This is a genomic window from Brevibacillus fluminis, assembly GCF_052072235.1.
In the GTDB taxonomy this organism is placed as follows: Bacteria; Bacillota; Bacilli; order Brevibacillales; family Brevibacillaceae; genus Brevibacillus_D; species Brevibacillus_D fluminis_A.
The window spans coordinates 4,127,841-4,144,472 of sequence record NZ_CM125436.1; the positions used below are offsets into that span (position 1 = coordinate 4,127,841).

Below are 16,632 nucleotides of genomic sequence, written 5' to 3' on the forward strand. Positions count from 1 at the left end.
TTTATTGTAGCATGTGGCGGCTGCGCTGAAAATAGAAGATGCTTGCTAATTTGAATCCTGGCTGTCGCGATCCTTGTGCTTCTTCTTGCCCTTCCCTGTTTCCTGCGGCTGCTGGTCCGCCGGCTGCTCCTGCTGCGTGCTGACGTCCGGCGTGCCGCTCGGCGTTTGCTGGAAATCGGCCGGCGGCTGCGTATCTGTGCCAGTCGGCGGAATCGGCTGCCCCTGATTGTCCACGCCCGGCTGTCCCGTTTGGCTGCCATCTGACGGCTGATTCGGGTCGCCTGGCTGTTGCCCCTGGTTATCCACTGGCGGCTGTTGATCGCCCTGGCCATCGGTTTCGCCTTGGTTCTGGTCATCATGCTGCTTCGCATCTTCCAGCAATTTATCCAGCTTGGCTGTATCGATTTTGGCCGGATTGGATGGAGGGCCTTCCACGCCTTGGGCGTCGCGCGGGATGACCAGATACGAGTACATCGTCGGTTGTGTCAGCGTGTCGACATAGGACGTGTCCTTCACATCTGCCGCAATCAGCTCTTTCTTATCAATCGAATCGGTGAAACGGTAAATGTCATACGTCACGTCCGAGCCCTCGTTGCCGATCCAGCTCAATACCACTTTCAGCTTGTCGCCATCGATCGTCAAATCCGCAGCAAGCTGTGGTCCGGTTACTTGCTGTTCCGGCGGCTGCTCATCTTTCGCGCCATCCGGGCGGGTAAAGCCTTTGGATTTGACGCCTGCCAGTGCCTCCGTCATGACCTTGGAGAACATTTTCGCCGGAATGCCGCTTTCCTTGCGCATGACATGGCTCTTATCCTCGGTATCGAAGCCCATCCAAACCGCACCCAAATATTCCGGGGTATAACCGACGAACCATGCGTCCTTGTCAGCACCGTTGACCAATGTCGACTGCGTGGTTCCCGTTTTCCCGACGACATCGAAGCCTTTGATCCGGGCGTTTTTCCCGGTTCCGTATTGTACGACGCCTGCCAGCAGTTGGTGCATATCCCAAGCGGTTTGGGGGGAAATGACCTGTGTTTGCTCAGGCGACACCGATTTTTCAAAGCCCATCTTTTCATTGGAAATCTTTGTAATGACGTAGCCTTTGGACATTTTGCCCCCATCGGCAAAAGCGGAGTAGGCTTGCGCCATCTCCAACGGCGATGTCCCTTTGCTCAAGCCGCCGAGTGCGATCGCCAGGTTGCGGTCGTTTTGCGGGTCGAGCTGGATGCCGAATTTTTTCAAGTAATCGAGCGAATTGCTGACTCCGATTTCATTCAGCAGCCACACAGCCGGCACGTTGATGGACTGTGCCACGGCATCCTGGATGGAGATCGTTTCGCTGTATTTGTTGTTGTAATTTCGAGGTTCATAACCATTGAAATTTTGCCGCATGTTATTCAATTGGCTGTACAGGTTGGCTTTCCCCATATCGATCGCCGGGGCATAGACGGCAATCGGCTTAAACGTCGATCCCGGCTGTCTGCGCATGTCGGTCGCATGGCTGAAGCCTTTGTGCACATAGTTGCGGCCGCCCATTATTCCGGCGATCCCGCCCGTATGCTGGTCAAGCACGACCATCGCGCCCTCGACCTGCTGCTTCGGTCCATCGGGCGGGAAGTTGTTTGCGTCCTTGAACTGCTTGATCATGGCATCCTGCACCTTGGTGTCGAGCGCGGTGTAAATGTTCCATCCGCCGCGGTACAGCATCTCTTCCGGCACGCCGTATTTGTCTTCCGCTTCCTGTACCACGTAATCGATGTACGCTTCATAGCCTGGCTTGATCCCGGCTTCCGTCGGGTTTTTGCGTGTCGGCAGCGGCTCGGCTTGCGCTTGCTGCTTTTGCTCCGCTGTAATGTACCCTTGCTCGCTCATCAGCCGCAAGATGGTGTCGCGGCGCTCTTTCGCCAGTGCCGGCTTGGCAAACGGCGAATAGGTGGACGGCGCTTTTGGAATCGCAGCCAGCATCGCCACTTCCGCGTTATCAAGCTCGTTAACGTGCTTGTTGAAATAAAGCTGGGAGGCGGCTTCGACACCGTAGACGCCATGCCCCAGGTAAATTTTATTCAAATACATCTCCATGATTTCATCCTTGGAGTATTTGCGCTCCAAACTGATGGCGATGCTCATCTCTTTCGTTTTGCGCCAGAATGTTTTCTCATGCGAGAGAAACACGTTTTTCGCCAGCTGCTGGGTGATCGTACTTCCCCCTTCAGCCATCGAGCCTTGCTGAACGTCCTTGATGATCGCTCCGGCCACCCGGAACAAGTCGACGCCGTTATGCTCGAAGAAGCGTCTGTCCTCGACCGCAACGAACGCGTTGATCAGGTTCGGCGGCATTTTGCTGATCGGCACATAGTCGCGTGTCTCCTGAACCGCCAACGTACCAACCGGCTGGTTGTTTTTGTCATAAATCACGGAAGCTTCCGTTTTGATATCCTCCAGTTTTTGCGGGTCAATGAGTTGCTGACCTGCATACAGTAGCGCGAAGTATCCCCCAAAGATGCTCAAGAGAAGAAAGACGAAAAACGAGATGACCAAAAGCGGCAACTTGCTTTTCTTTTTTCTCTTGGTTTTATTTGCTGCCATTTGTGACCTCCTGGTTTCTATCCTCTATACAACCAATATAGACGAATCATCTGTGAAAAAGTTTCAGGGCAGTCGCCGTCCCGATACTATCATTTCACATGTCACACCGTTTGTCATTAAAGGAATCTGAGAAGCGAAACAGCAAGACAGATCGAAATATTCCCACAAATGAGTCGTCCATTCTCAAAAGCGGGAAGTTTTGATCACTTTCATCTGCCGCTGTTTTTCGCAAATCCCTTGGGCGGCACGGTCTTTCGTTTTGCTGACAATGCTGGCATATCCCTTGCTTATGTAAGAAGTGACAGGTATGATGGATAGTTAGAGGTAATCCCAACATCGAATTTGGTACCCTACCACTACACGACGGAAGGAAGGTATTTGTGAAAAAGAATCTGAAAAAATGGACAAGCCTGGCTGCCACGATGCTGCTCGGCGCTTCCCTCATTGCCGGCTGTTCGTCCGGCAGCACTCCGAACGAAACGGCGAGCGATGCAGGTACAGGTGCAGCTGCCGGCTCCAAAGACGACGGGCTATCCAAAGAACTCAACCTGTTCATCTGGTCCGAGTACATTCCGCAAAGCGTGCTCGATCAATTCCAGCAAAAGTACGGCGTCAAAATCAACTACGCGACCTATGCATCTAATGAAGAGATGTTTGCCAAGCTGGCGGTCGATTCCTCCAGCTATGACTTGTCCGTCGCCAGCGGCTATATGGTCGAAGCGATGAAGAAGCAAAACCTGCTTGCGGAAATCGATCATGCGAACATTCCGAATTTGAAGAATGTCGGCAAAGAGTTTTTGACGACCCCATCCGATCCGGAGTCGAAATTTTCCGTTCCTTATCTGTGGGGAAATGTCGTCATCGCAGTGAACACCGACAAAGTGAAGATTCCGATCAAAGGCTACAAAGATTTGTTCAATCCTGAGCTGAAGCAGCAGCTCGTCGTCCTCGATGACGCGCGCTCGATGATCGGACTCGCGAATATCATGCAGGGCAAATCGATCAATGAGACCGATTCCGCCGTCTTGCAAAAATCAAAGCAGCTGTTGATCGACCTGAAGCCGAACGTGAAAGCATTCGACAGCGACAGCCCGAAAACGCTCCTGCTCAATGGCGAGGCGACCGCCGGGATCGTGTACGGGGCGGAAGCTTCCTTGGCGCGTCGCGAAAATCCGGCGATCAAAACGATTTTGCCGGAGGAAGGCTTCGAGCTGTGGCAGGACGATTTCGTCATTCCGAAAAACAGCCCGCACAAGAAGACAGCCGAAGCGTTCATCAACTTCATTCTGCAGCCTGAAATCAGCGCGGAAATTTCCAAGGAGTTCCCGTATGCGAATCCGAACATGGAAGCGCACAAGCTGATGGACAAAGCGATTCTGGAAGACCCTGCTGTCTATCCTCCGCAAGAAGATATGAAGCGCGGTCAATACATGGTCGATCTGGGCGAAAAATCGCAAGAACTCGACCGCATCTGGTCGGAATTGAAACTGCAATAATGACACCGAGAGCTGCTGCATGGATTCATGGCAAACAGAAACCAAATGGTATCAGGGGGAACATTGCATGAAGAAAAGAACATTCTCGGGTGTTTTGCTGACCGCACTGCTTCTTGGCGCGGGTTTTGCCCAAGCGGCGCCGGCTGCTCCGGCTCCGGCACAGGTCAGCGAACATGCAGCAGATCTCGTGTTTCAAAACGGCAGCGTCTATACGGTGGACAAAAACAGAAACTGGGCCCAAGCCGTAGCCGTCAAAGGCGATACGATCGTGTTCGTCGGCTCGAATAGCGACGTTCGCGCCTACATCGGCCCGAAAACGAAAGTGGTCGACTTGGCCGGAAAGATGCTCTTGCCCGGATTTTTCGACGCGCATGCCCATGCGAGCGAGACGGTCAAGCAGGTGTTCCAGGTCAATCTGTTCGGGCTGGAATCGGTCGATGCGTACAAAAAGGCGATCAAGGATTTCATCGCGGCCAATCCGAAGCGCACGTTCATTACCGGCATGGGCTGGAGCAATACCGTCGTTCCGGGGAAAGGGCCGGATAAGGCATGGCTTGATGAAATCAGCAAGCAGATCCCGATCGTCTTGACCTCGGAAGACGGCCACTCCTACTGGGTCAATTCAAAGGCGCTCGAACTCGCGAACATCACCAAAACGACCAAAAATCCGGCCGGCGGCATCATTGAGCGGGATGCCAATGGCGATGCGCTGGGGACGCTGCGCGACAGTGCGAAAGACCTGCTTGACGGCTTGATCCCCGCCACGACCGTCGACGAGTACACCAAAGGCTTGGAGATTTTCGAAAAGATGGCGAACGAGCGCGGCATCACCGGCGTCCACGAGCCGATGGTCGGCGGCAAGCCGGTCATCGAAGCGTACAAAAACCTGGAGAAAGCGGACAAGCTCACCATCCGGTTCCGCAATTCACTGGTAGCGGACCCTGCATTGGGCATGTCGCAGGTCCCCGATCTGGTCAAGGTGCGCGAGGAGAACAAAGGCCCTCTGTTTCAGGTGAATACGGTGAAAATCTTTTTGGATGGCGTCATTGAGGGCAGCACCGGCTATTTGAAGGAAAAGTACCACAACGTCGATTCGCACGGTGAAGTCATCTGGGACCCGTTTACGTACAAAACGACTGCTGCCGCCCTGGATCATGCAGGCTTCCAGCTCCACCACCACGCAATCGGTGACGCAGCGGTCGCTCTCGCGCTGGATGGCATCGAATTCGCCGAAGCGGAGAACGGCAAACGCGATGCGCGCCATGCGATCACGCATATGCAGCTGGTGAGCCCTGAAGATGTGCCGCGCTTCAAGAAGGACGGCGTCGTGGCGGTCGCCCAACCGTTCTGGGCGTTCAAGGAGCCGGGTTATTACAACGACATCCAGGTGCCTTATCTCGGTCAAGAGCGCGCGGAAAAAGAGTATCCGATCAAAGGCCTGATCAATCTCGGCGTGCCGCTCGCCTCCTCAAGCGATTTTCCCGTAACACAGGAATTCGGTCCGCTGCATAGCATTGAGACCGGCGTGACCCGCTTGCCTGAAGGCTCTGCCTCCACTGATCCGGCCGACATTTTGTGGCCCGAGGAACGGGCGACGCTCGCCGATATGATCGCCAGCGTGACGATCAATGGCGCCTATCACAACTTTGTCGACGACATTACCGGCTCGATCGAGCTTGGCAAAAAAGCGGATTTGGTCGTGCTCGACAAAAACTTGTTCAACATCCCAGCCAACCAAATCCATACCGCAAAAGTGCTGTTGACGATGTTGGGCGGCAAAGCCGTTTATCAGGACGCGTCGTTCAAATGAGCCAAAAAACCAGCCATGACCGGCTGGTTTTTTGCTTTTACTTGGACGTGAATATTATGGCGTACCCGCTGCGTTCCAGCTGATTGCGCCGGAACAGCGCTAGCGAGAACGTCAGGAGCGCTGCGCTGATCAGCGCCATGACGGCAGTGAGCGCGAACGTCGTGCCCTCGTGCAAATTGCCGCTTACCTTAAACAGATAGACATGAAGGGAGAGTCTGTCGGTCCAGTCATTGAAGTGCATGACAGCCGATGGCTCCGCATCGCTCCACCAAAGGTTCAGCATAAGAGCGGCCAGCAGCTTGGGGAAAAACAGCACGAGTGCCGTGAGCAAATACGCTGCCATACGTCTGCCGGTCACGGTTGCACAAAGAAATCCAAGGCTGTATAGCGCTGTCAGCACCATGCCCGTCGCGACGTGCCAGCGGAAGGCGTCGCCGATCTGATAGGCGGCCGGGATCAGCTCGGTCATGATGACGACGAACAGCAGATTGGCTAACACCGTGATCCAGACGAACAACAGCCCGGCGATATATTTCACGAGCGCTATCTGTGTCCGGCTGATCGGTAGCGCGACCAAAAACTGCAAGGTATGCTCCTGCCGTTCATCCCCAATCAAACGGATTGCGATCGTCGGGATCAAAAAGATGCCGAGAAACGTCAGCGTGCTGCCATCGTTGTGCAACAGCATCTTCTCCAACGCGCGCGCCCACCCTGTCAACGTACGATCCTCGTACGCCATCCCGAACCAGTACAGCAGCCCGGACAACGTCGGATACAGGCTGAGCAAAAGAAAGGTGACGACGAACAGCAGCCGGTTTTGAATCCATTCCTTGCGCAGGAGCGGTTTAATCCAAGCGAATCGGCTCATACCGATACCCCTCCTTTTGCGCAACGTGGATGAACAGCTCCTCCAGTCCGGCATCCCGAACGTCCACATGGGCAGGCCGGGCGGCTTTCACCCTCTCCAAGCAATTCTCCCACTTGCCCGAAATCGTGATCGTGCAAAATTTGCCCTCTTCCTGAATCCGGATGACATCCTCCATTTGACGAACCTCTTGGGGAACCCCTGCCAAAAAAACGGCCTGGATCATTCGCGAGGACGCCTTCAGCGCATCGAGCGAGCGATCGACGATCAACCTCCCGTTGATCAAAAACCCGACATGATCCGCCAGCCGCTCGACCTCGTGGACTTGATGGGTGGCAAAGAGCACGGTGGTATCACCGGAAGCAACCTCCTGCATGACCAGCTGCAGGCAGGTCTGCCGGACGATTGGATCAAGCCCGCTCGTCAGTTCATCGAGGATGAGCAGCCGCGGCCTGGAAGATAATGCGATCAAGAGGGCCAGCTGTGTCCTCATCCCCTTTGAAAAGGACCGGATGCGGCGGTTCCACGGCAGGGCGAACATCTGCTTCAGCTTGCGGCAGCGCTCATCGTCCCAAGCGGGATACAGCCCGGCGCATAAACGGATCAGCTCGTCTGCCTTCAGATCCGGATACATCGTCTGCGGCTCCAGCACGAAACCGACGCGCTTCCGTACCTCCCCGGTCGCATCATCCATTTTCCTGCCGAACAAGTATCCCTCGCCTTCTGACGGCAGGACTATGCCGAGCAGCATTTTCAACAGGCTTGTTTTGCCCGCGCCATTGGGGCCGAGCAGCCCGTAAACGCCGCCATGCTCAATGGCGAGATTCACGTTGTCTACGGCAGTCACACCGCCGTATCGCTTCGTCAGCCGTTGCGTCTGAATGGCCAACTGTGTCATCGCTGCTTCCTCCTCTCTTCATACCAATCGCGAACGCCCGCTGTCAGCATGTCGAGCAGCTCGCTCTCTGTCATCTGCAAATGGTGGGTTTCAACAAGCAATTTTTCCAAAAACGGCGCGATCGCTGCAGCCTTCTCTTCCTTGGACAGCCGCTGGCCGGGCGCGGCCAGAAACGTTCCGCGGCCGCGCATCGTCACAATGATGCCTTCGCGCTCCAGCTCCTGATACGCCTTGGCAACGGTATTCGGGTTAATCATGATGGAGGAAGCCAGCTCGCGCACGGTCGGCAATTTGTCCCCGGGCGTGATGATCCCCTTTGCCGCCGCCTCCTTTACCCCGTTGATGATTTGTGCGTACAGGGGTGTGCTGGACCGCTGATCGATTTGGAACCACACGGCTCCCACCTCTTGTTCTAGTTGTACTAGTTTATCTAGTACAATGTTTTTTTCAGGTTACTTGATCAAAGGCCGTTTGTCAAATGGAACGGAAACAGCGGTGGTGTAAATAAAAAAGGAGGCCCTTCTACAAGGCCTCCAGCATTTTAGCTGCTTTGGATTATCAATCCGTCAGCAGCAGCGCGATACGCCGCCGCGTTCGTAGCGGTCTTTCAGCGCACACACGTAATATTCTTTTTCCGACATCGGAAATTCGCCCGGCTTGGCGTGGGTACGGTACCAGTGATCCAGATAGCGGTCATAGTCAGGCATGCCGAAAATGGTCTTGATCACGGTCCGGATGCGCCGCAGCAACGTTTTCAGATTTTTGCGCCGGTATCTCATGCCACATGATGGCCCGTCTCGATCGGGTCGCCCTTCGATTCGACGTACGGCGATTCTTGCAGCGTGTAGCTGCCGCCGCGCAGGATGGTGAACCAGAGGCGCAGGGCATCGATGACGACGGCCAGCGTGATCACCATGAAGATGACGCACACCACCGTATCGATCTGATCATTGAAGATCATTTTTTTCGCCGCCTCGACCGTCTTCACTCCTGCCGGCAGTTGGCCCGCCGCCAGCTTGGCAGCGAACGCTTGGGCGTGCGCCCAGAACCCGATTTTGACATCGGAGGAGAACACTTTGAGCCAGCCCGCGTACATCGTCGCCGATGCGAGCCATGCCATCGGTAACAAGGTCACCCATGCGTAGCGCGCCTTGCCCATTTTGAAAATAATCGTCGTGCCGACGACAAACGCGATGATCGCAAGCATCTGGTTGGCGATACCAAACAGCGGCCACAGCGTATAAATGCCGCCTAACGGATCGGTTACCCCTTGATACAGGAAGTAGCCCCAGCCTGCCGTGATGACGGCGGAACCGACGAGGTTGCCCGGGAGCCAGTCGATCTGCTTCATTTTCGGAATCACGTTCCCCAGCAAATCTTGCACCATGAAGCGCCCGACACGAGTTCCGGCGTCAATCGTCGTCAGGATGAAGACAGCTTCAAACAAGATCGCAAAGTGATACCAGAACGCCATGAGCGCCTTGCCGCCCACAACCGCCGAGAAGATGGTCGCCATCCCGATCGCAAGCGACGGCGCACCGCCCGTCCTCGACAGGATGGTCTTTTCGCCCACATCTGCGGCAAGCGCGGTGATTTGGTCAGGCGTAACCACAAAGCCCCATTTGCTGATCGCCTCGGCCGCAGCGGCGGCATCCACCCCGATTGCGGCGGCTGGCGCATTGACGGCAAAGTACATGCCTGGCGTCAGCACGCAAGCGGCGATCATCGCCATGATTGCGACCATCGACTCCATCAGCATCCCGCCGTAGCCGATCGCCGTCGCATGGGACTCCTTGGCGATCATTTTCGGCGTCGTGCCGGAAGAGACGAGCGAGTGGAAGCCCGAAATCGCACCGCACGCGATCGTGATGAACAAAAACGGGAACAGATTGCCTGCAAAAACCGGCCCCGTGCCATCGACGAATCGGGTGAAAGCTGGCATGTGCAGCGGCGGCAGCGTCAAGATAATGCCGACGGCCAACACCGCGATGGTGCCCACCTTAAGAAACGAGCTGAGGTAATCGCGCGGCGCCAGCAGCAGCCATACCGGCAGCACGGATGCGATGAAGCCGTAGATGATGATCATCAGCGCCAGCTGCACTTTGCCGAACGTGAAGGCAGGACCCCAGGTCGGCGATGCCGCTACCGCTTGCCCCATATAAAGCGAGATGAACAGCAGGACAAGTCCGATGATGGAGGCCTCCATGACGCGCCCCGGCCGGATGAATCGCATGTAGACGCCCATCAAGAGGGCGATCGGGATCGTCATGAAAATCGTAAAGGTCGCCCACGGCGATTCTGCTAAAGCGTTTACAACAACCATCGCCAAAACCGCGATCAAAATGATCATGATGGCGAGAATCCCGATGAGTGCCAGCGCACCGCCGACAGGCCCGATCTCTTCCTTGGCGATTTGCCCCAGGCTTTTGCCGTTGCGGCGCATCGACGCGAACAAAATGACGAAGTCTTGCACGCACCCGCCCAAAACGGCTCCAACGATGATCCAGATGGTGCCTGGCAAATAGCCCATCTGCGCGGCAAGCGTCGGACCGACCAGCGGCCCCGCTCCGGCGATCGCGGCAAAATGGTGGCCGAACAGCACCCATTTGTTCGTCGGCACGAAATCTTTGCCGTCATTGTTGATTTCCGCAGGCGTTGCGCGCCTGTCAGAAAGCCCCATCACCTTGTTCGCGATGAAGCGGCTGTAGAAGCGATACCCGAATGCATACGTACAGACAGCGGCGAGCAGCAGCCAAATCGTATTGACCGATTCGCCCCGCGAGAGCGCCAGCGCACCGAACCCTGCCGCACCTGCAGCCGCGATGGCCGCCCAGATGATGATTGAGAGAAGTCCTCGTTTCATTCTGTTGACTCCTTTCTGATAATGAAAATAGAAGAATTATGACTTGTCAGAAGTGTACGAAAGATTCGGGAAAGGAAAAATGAAAATTGGCTAAACAGTCAAAATTCATGCGTGAATGGCACTATAGACGTTTGAAATTGAAACCGATTTCACGATGAACGGTACCACGCGGTGGTTTTTTGGTACGCATTCACGAAAAAAGCGCCCTCTGGCTAAAAGCCAAGAAGACGCTTTACTTCTTTCACCGCATTGCGCGAGACGGGTATCTCCGTTTTTTCCTTGTCCTTCATAATCAGATGGACGGAGCCTTTAAACCAGGGGATCAGCTCCGCCGTCATCGCCAAATTGACGATGAAAGCGCGGTGCGTCCGGTAAAATTGGTTCGCAGGCAGCTTCAACTCCAGCTCCTGCAGCGTAAACGACGTCGCATACTGCTCGCAATCGGTGTAAATGCGGGCATATCGGCCATCTACGGTGGCATAAACGATCTCCTGCTGATCGATGAGCAAAATCTTGCCGTTTTTCTCGACCGGAATCCGCTTTGGCTTCTGCTCCTCCAGCGCGCTTTGCACCAGTGCCGTCACCTGTTTGATGGTTAGCCCGGCGTCCTCCCCGCTTTTTTCCCCGGTCCTGCCAACCGTCTTGCGCAACCGGCGGATCGCCTTGTCCAGCCGCACCTCGCTGATCGGCTTGACCAGGTAATCCTCCGCCTCCGCTTCAAAAGCGCGCACAGCATGCATCTCATAAGCCGTGGCGAAAACGATGACGGGCGGATTTTCCTGCGTGCTCTGCAAATGGATCGCCACATCGACGCCATCGCGGTCATGCAGCTGGATGTCCAAAAAAACGGCATCCGGCGCAAGCTCCGGAATCCGCTCCAACGCTTCCTCGCCGCTCGCCGCTTCGCCGATCACCTCGATGTCGTCATACTGCTGCAGCAAATAGCGCAGCTCCGCGCGTGCCGGCATTTCATCATCCACGATAAACACTTTGAGCAACGCTTTCCCCTCCCAACGGAAGTGTGATGGTACAGATCGTCCCGCTCCCTTTTTCGCTTTGGATCGCGATGCCATAAGGCGGGCCGTAGATGGAATGCAGCCTGCCTTTCACATTGGCGAGGCCGATTCCGGACAACCGATCCGCCCCTTCCCGCGCCTGTGCCAGCGGGGCAAACGGATCGCGCTCCATCCCGACCCCGTCGTCGGCGACCGTCAGCTCCAGGCTGTTCTGGACGCGCCGCGCCCGAATGGAAACGCTTCCGCCTTCGCGTTTGGGAAGCAAGCCGTGCTTGATGGCGTTTTCCACCAGCGGCTGCAGCACCAGTCCCGGCACGATCGTCTGCTCGACACCGCTTTCAATTTCCACATGCACCTTGAGCTTGTCATCAAAGCGGGCCCGCTCGATCGCGACATACGCTTCGATGTGCTCAATCTCCTGCGCAAGCGTCACGAACCCGCCGCTGTCGTGCAGGTTGCGCCGGAAATAATCGCTTAAATAGATCAACAGCTCCCTGGCTTTTTCCGGCCGGAAGCGGATGAAGGACACGATCGTATTCAGTGCATTGAACAAAAAATGGGGATTGATCTGCGCGTGCAGCGCCTTGATTTCTGCGGTAGCCAGCAAGCGCGATTGCTTTTCCAGCTCCGCGATCTGAAGCTGCGTCGAAATCAGTGCGCCCAAGCCGCGAACCAGCTCCAGGTCGACCGCGGACAGCTTGCGCGTGCGATCCTGGTACAGCTTCAGCACGCCCACCGCGCCTCGCTTGGTCAAAAGCGGCACGATAATCGCCGAACGGAGCGTGCAGTTTTTCTCCGTGCACCCGATCTCTTCCTTCGTCTCGGCAATCTTTACTTCTTGCTTTTCCAGCACCTCGCGCGTGGCGTTTGTAATAATCTCCCGGCCTGGCAGATGGTGCGAGGAACCTGCACCGACATGTGCCAGCACCTTCTTGGTATCGCAGATCGCGACCGCCGCGACATTTGTCGTGCGCAAAATCTCCTCTGCCACCGAAGCCGCCGCCTCAGGCGTCAAGCCTTCCCGCAAAAAGGCCAGCGTCCTGTCCGCAACCCGCAGCGTACGCTGGGCTTGCAGCGCCCCGATCCGATCTTCCTCCGTCCGCACCAGACCGACAATAATCATAAAAATAGCAATTCCCAGAGAGTTCACGAGAGACATCGGGATGGAGATCGTTTTGACCAGCTCCAGCGCCTGGTCAAAGGGGCGGGAGAACAACAGAATGATGCCCATCTGCATCCATTCCGCGATGAAGCCGACGACGAGCGCTGTCTGCCAGGTGACATCGCGTTTTTTGCGCAAAGCATGATAGACCAGCCCCGCCAGCACCCCTTCGGTCACGGTGGACACAGCGCACGAAAGCGCGGTGAAGCCGCCCAGCGAATAGCGATGGATGCCGGCAATCACACCGGTGAAAGCGCCTACCCACGGCCCTGCCAGCAAGCCGGACATGACCGTCCCGATCACGCGCGAATTGGCGATGGCGTCTTGGTACGGGATGCCCAAATAGGTGCCATAAATCGAGATGCCCGAAAAAATCAGCACCATGATCAGTTTTTCTTTCAACGTCGCCCGGTGATGGAGAATGCTGCGAAACGCTTTTACCCGTGTGAGCAGCAGTGCCGCCACAACCAATAAAGCCGCACGCTCAGCCAATGAAATGGTGAGAGGATGGAATAATGGCTCCATGGAATGTCTCCTTTCGCTACCATCCCAATTATCCATAGCAGTCATGTTTTCCGTCAAGCACAAGCTGATCCGGTCCTAAGAGGTATAAAAGATCGTTACTCGCATATTTTTCGAGAGTTATACGTTTGTGGATGCCGGGAGGGGTACTTTCGAATAAAATGGCATAACCTTTTTCCAACTTTCAAAAAATGAAAAGTTGATGCATAGCCACGCAAATTGAGATAGCAAAAGAAAGGAAGTGACACGGTTTGGCTTCTGCCAACATTCTGAACGTCTTGACCTATGGTGCAAAAGGAAACGGCTCGCAGGACGATACGAAAGCCATTCAAGCGGCGATCAACGCCAGCTATACGAATGGTGGCGTCGTCTATTTTCCGGCAGGTGTTTATGTAACTTCCCAGCCCCTCTTGATCAGCGCCAACACCAAACTGATGGGCGATTCCTACAAAGGCACGGCAGACAACGGGGATGAAAGAGGCGCAGAAATCCTCTATACGGGCTCCGATGCCATTCTCAAAACGAACAGGACCGATGGAGATGGCATCATCTATGGATTGGGCATCGAAGATTTGCGCTTCAATGCGACGGCCAAGCCCGCCTATGCCCTCTTCCTTCACAATATTTCAGAAGCTTTTTTGCATCGCGTTCACATTAACGGGGGCTTCAAAGTCGGGCTGTATACCGACTATTACGATATTGGAACCATCTCGGAGTCCATTTTCACCGAATGCGACATCGGGATGTGGATTGACAGCAAAGTCACCTATACTGCCGTGGAAAGCCTCAATGTGACAGGCTGCAATTTCTGGAAATGCTCCACGGCCATTAAGGCAAACAATTTGGAAGGTGTAAACTTCTTCGGAAACCATATCGAATACTTCAATATCGCCTTCCATTTGATCAATGACCAGCCTGACAAAATGACCGGTGGCATGTTCACCAGCATTTCGATCACCGGCAACAACATCTACTCCTCCAATCCTACTGCCTACCCCGACCCTCGCGTACTGAAAATCGAATCCACCACCCCGACGAACGTCTTTACATTAGAAGAGCTTACGTTTGCGGAAAACCGTACGTACTGCAAAAACGCACGCTATTTGATCGAAATCGCCCTCGCGAAAAATACTTCCTCCATCAAGCACCTCAAAACGATGCACATTGTCCGAAATGTCTTTTGGGGCTGCAAAGTTTCCGCGATCTACTCGGATATTGCCTACGCCGACTTTATTTTGGAAAACAATGATGTCCAGGACGGGTTCATGAGCGGTGTGACTGTTCCAGAATTTTCGGGCGTCGGCGCGATTTCAGGCATCGAAAGCTCGATGGGCCGCAATCAGGTGAAGGGCTCGCTGCAGCTGCCTGCCGCTCCGAGCTCCGCAAATGCTGCGGGTGAAATCTGGTTCCCCGCCGGCGGCTCCAAGCCAAAAATTCAAACGCCAAGCGGCACGCGAGACGTCATGCTGATCGAAGCGGGCTCGACCGCAGTTCGTCCGTCCCAGCTTGCAACTACCGGCCAAACGTATTTTGACCAAACGCTGGGCAAATTCCTCGTCTGGAACGGCTCCAGCTGGCAAGACACGGTTCACTCCCTGTTTACCGAAAAACTGATTGTCGTCATTTTTGCAGGCAACAGCGCCAACCAAAAAGCGGATATTCAGCTTTTGGCGAAAAGCGATACGTTTTACGGAACGATTGAAATGACAGTCGTCAGCAATGGCAGCGGCGCCGGGATGATTCGCAAAACATTCGCGGTCGGGATGGCCGGCGGTACGATCAGTTTGGCCAAATCGAAATATACGGACGTATATGCCAATGCGACGCCAGCGCTGGCTCTTGGCGATGTCGGGCTGGACAGCGCGAATACCACGGTGAAAGTCACGCTGGCAAACCTCACGTCGAGCCCGCAAAGCGCAGCCGTCCACATCAAGGCGTATCCGGCGGACAGCCTGAGCAAAGCGAACCTGGACAAAAAAATGACCGCAGGAGCGGTCTATACGAACGATGCCACGATTTTTCCTCCACCTGCCATATCGCTCATGTCGACAAAAGGCATTTCTGCGACTACGACCGAAGCAAAAAACCTCCGCGGAATCAAAGTTTCGATTCCCCGGGGCGCAACAACCGCCCATGTTGATTTTCCCACGTCCGAAGCCGATGCGAATTACGGCCTCTTCCTGTCCACAACATGGGCGACGACTTGGCGGATCACGTCCAAATCAGCATCTGGATTTGACGTGGCATTTGCCACCTCCGCCCCGACCGGCTCCACCTTTGATTGGCTATTGGTGCGCTAAAAACGCAATCGCCTACGGCATTTCCCCGGTCATTCGCAACACCGGGGATTTTTTTTGCTCACTGCCGTCCCGGCCAAAATTTTCATCGATCAACTGGCGCAGTTTCTCTTTTTTCGGAATCCAGTAATACACTTCCCGCTTCACGAGCGGGTCCATCAAGACCCCGCTGCCGCCGGGAATTTGCATGTAGCGGATATTTTCTGCGTCCATGTTTTCGAAAAGCCATGCCAGGCTGACGATGTCGCTTTTGCTGAAATTGGTGTCGATTACGTCCTGAAACACGCGCTCCGTCAATGCGGGTATTTTGGGAATCGTCTGCGATTCCAGCATTTTTTCCAAAATTGCCTTCAGGACAAGCGCTTGATCGGCCTGCCGGTCAAAATCGCCATTTTTGAGCGAGTACCGCTCCCTGACGAATTTTAAGGTCATGTCACCATTCAGATGCTGCTTGCCCGCAGGAATCGTCATCTCATCCCATGTCAGCTTCACCGGTTTGTCCAGCGTGATATCAAGTCCACCGATTTCATCGATAAAATGGCGAAAGCCGTCAAAATTGGTTTTCGCATAGTAATTGATGGGAATTTGCAAAAAGCTGCTGACCGTCTCCGCAACTTTCTCCGTTCCCCCGTGATTCCCTCCTGCCTGCTCGCCCAAATAGTGCGCGTGGTTGATTTTGGTGTACCCGACCCCCGGAAGGAGCACGCGGGTATCGCGCGGGATCGACAGCAGGTTGACCTTTTTGAGCGAAGGAACAATATGCGCCACCATGATGACATCGCTGCGGGAGACCGTGCTTTCCTCCGTATCCACCCCGAGCAGCAGGACGTTGAATGATTGGGGGACCTCATCCGTATGCCTCTCCGGCGCGTTTGCCGCCGCTGCGGGAGCTGGTGCCGGATTCGGCTGGCTTTCATCACTTCCTGGCGTTCCCGGCTCGCTCGTTTCAGGCGTTCCGCTCTGGGCGAGAACGGGGATCTGCGCATGCTCGAAATGATGGCTCGGCTCCAATGCCCAATATCCCCAACTAGCGGCGGCACCGATCGCGGCGGCGATGCCAATCCCGATCCATAGCTTTTTGCCTTTGATCATCGCGATTTGTTTGATCTTCAGCATG

At 55.1% G+C, this 16,632-nt stretch carries 12 protein-coding genes; 3 read left to right on the top strand and 9 right to left on the bottom strand.

Annotation, left to right across the window (positions count from 1 at the left end):
* Positions 1-45: 45 nt before the first annotated feature.
* A complete protein-coding gene (locus tag ACTID9_RS20545) occupies positions 46-2,586 on the bottom strand; it encodes a PBP1A family penicillin-binding protein (protein WP_441066739.1) in 2,541 nt (846 codons plus the stop codon).
* A 380-nt stretch (positions 2,587-2,966) separates the two neighbouring features.
* Here ACTID9_RS20545 and ACTID9_RS20550 point away from each other — a divergent pair, with 380 nt between their 5' ends.
* Positions 2,967-4,082, top strand: coding sequence for a polyamine ABC transporter substrate-binding protein (locus ACTID9_RS20550; RefSeq protein WP_441066740.1), 1,116 nt, complete (start codon positions 2,967-2,969; stop codon positions 4,080-4,082).
* A 67-nt stretch (positions 4,083-4,149) separates the two neighbouring features.
* Complete coding sequence (locus ACTID9_RS20555; protein ID WP_441066741.1) at positions 4,150-5,892, top strand: amidohydrolase; 1,743 nt, start codon at positions 4,150-4,152, stop codon at positions 5,890-5,892.
* 37 nt (positions 5,893-5,929) lie between these two features.
* Here the strand turns inward: ACTID9_RS20555 and ACTID9_RS20560 are convergent, their stop codons facing one another.
* The 7 genes from ACTID9_RS20560 to ACTID9_RS20590 all read right to left on the bottom strand — a co-directional run bounded on the left by ACTID9_RS20560 (position 5,930) and on the right by ACTID9_RS20590 (position 13,221).
* Positions 5,930-6,760: an ABC transporter permease gene (locus ACTID9_RS20560; RefSeq protein ID WP_441066742.1), complete on the bottom strand. Its 831-nt coding sequence runs from the start codon at positions 6,758-6,760 to the stop codon at positions 5,930-5,932.
* Positions 6,738-7,655, bottom strand: coding sequence for an ABC transporter ATP-binding protein (locus tag ACTID9_RS20565; protein WP_441066743.1), 918 nt, complete (start codon positions 7,653-7,655; stop codon positions 6,738-6,740). The genes ACTID9_RS20560 and ACTID9_RS20565 overlap by 23 nt, the downstream gene beginning before the upstream one ends.
* Entirely contained in the window at positions 7,652-8,050 is a 399-nt protein-coding gene (locus ACTID9_RS20570) for a GntR family transcriptional regulator (RefSeq protein ID WP_441066744.1), read from the bottom strand. The genes ACTID9_RS20565 and ACTID9_RS20570 overlap by 4 nt, the downstream gene beginning before the upstream one ends.
* Positions 8,051-8,221: 171 nt before the next feature.
* On the bottom strand, positions 8,222-8,434 hold the full coding sequence (locus tag ACTID9_RS20575; RefSeq protein ID WP_441066745.1) for a YbdD/YjiX family protein: 213 nt from the start codon (positions 8,432-8,434) through the stop codon (positions 8,222-8,224).
* Positions 8,431-10,518, bottom strand: a complete 2,088-nt coding sequence (locus ACTID9_RS20580; protein ID WP_441066746.1) for a carbon starvation CstA family protein — start codon at positions 10,516-10,518, stop codon at positions 8,431-8,433. Before ACTID9_RS20580 ends, ACTID9_RS20575 begins: the two co-directional genes overlap by 4 nt.
* Positions 10,519-10,730: 212 nt before the next feature.
* The gene (locus ACTID9_RS20585) at positions 10,731-11,516 is read right to left on the bottom strand and encodes a LytR/AlgR family response regulator transcription factor (RefSeq protein ID WP_441066747.1); all 786 of its coding nucleotides are present in this window, start codon (positions 11,514-11,516) and stop codon (positions 10,731-10,733) included.
* Positions 11,491-13,221, bottom strand: a complete 1,731-nt coding sequence (locus ACTID9_RS20590; RefSeq protein ID WP_441066748.1) for a LytS/YhcK type 5TM receptor domain-containing protein — start codon at positions 13,219-13,221, stop codon at positions 11,491-11,493. Before ACTID9_RS20590 ends, ACTID9_RS20585 begins: the two co-directional genes overlap by 26 nt.
* A 248-nt stretch (positions 13,222-13,469) precedes the next feature.
* Here ACTID9_RS20590 and ACTID9_RS20595 point away from each other — a divergent pair, with 248 nt between their 5' ends.
* A complete protein-coding gene (locus ACTID9_RS20595) occupies positions 13,470-15,518 on the top strand; it encodes a glycosyl hydrolase family 28-related protein (RefSeq protein ID WP_441066749.1) in 2,049 nt (682 codons plus the stop codon).
* 12 nt (positions 15,519-15,530) lie between these two features.
* Here ACTID9_RS20595 and ACTID9_RS20600 read toward each other — a convergent pair whose 3' ends face one another.
* Positions 15,531-16,631, bottom strand: coding sequence for an LCP family protein (locus tag ACTID9_RS20600; protein WP_441066750.1), 1,101 nt, complete (start codon positions 16,629-16,631; stop codon positions 15,531-15,533).
* Position 16,632: the final 1 nt, after the last annotated feature.

Excerpts from the sequence above, each read along its gene's own strand:
- ACTID9_RS20545 (WP_441066739.1), bottom strand. The coding sequence starts at position 2,586 with ATGGCAGCAAATAAAACCAAGAGAAAAAAGAAAAGCAAGTTGCCGCTT.
- ACTID9_RS20555 (WP_441066741.1), top strand. The coding sequence starts at position 4,150 with ATGAAGAAAAGAACATTCTCGGGTGTTTTGCTGACCGCACTGCTTCTT.
- ACTID9_RS20560 (WP_441066742.1), bottom strand. The coding sequence starts at position 6,760 with ATGAGCCGATTCGCTTGGATTAAACCGCTCCTGCGCAAGGAATGGATT.
- ACTID9_RS20565 (WP_441066743.1), bottom strand. The coding sequence starts at position 7,655 with ATGACACAGTTGGCCATTCAGACGCAACGGCTGACGAAGCGATACGGC.
- ACTID9_RS20575 (WP_441066745.1), bottom strand. The coding sequence starts at position 8,434 with ATGAGATACCGGCGCAAAAATCTGAAAACGTTGCTGCGGCGCATCCGG.
- ACTID9_RS20580 (WP_441066746.1), bottom strand. The coding sequence starts at position 10,518 with ATGAAACGAGGACTTCTCTCAATCATCATCTGGGCGGCCATCGCGGCT.
- ACTID9_RS20590 (WP_441066748.1), bottom strand. The coding sequence starts at position 13,221 with ATGGAGCCATTATTCCATCCTCTCACCATTTCATTGGCTGAGCGTGCG.
- ACTID9_RS20600 (WP_441066750.1), bottom strand. The coding sequence starts at position 16,631 with ATGCTGAAGATCAAACAAATCGCGATGATCAAAGGCAAAAAGCTATGG.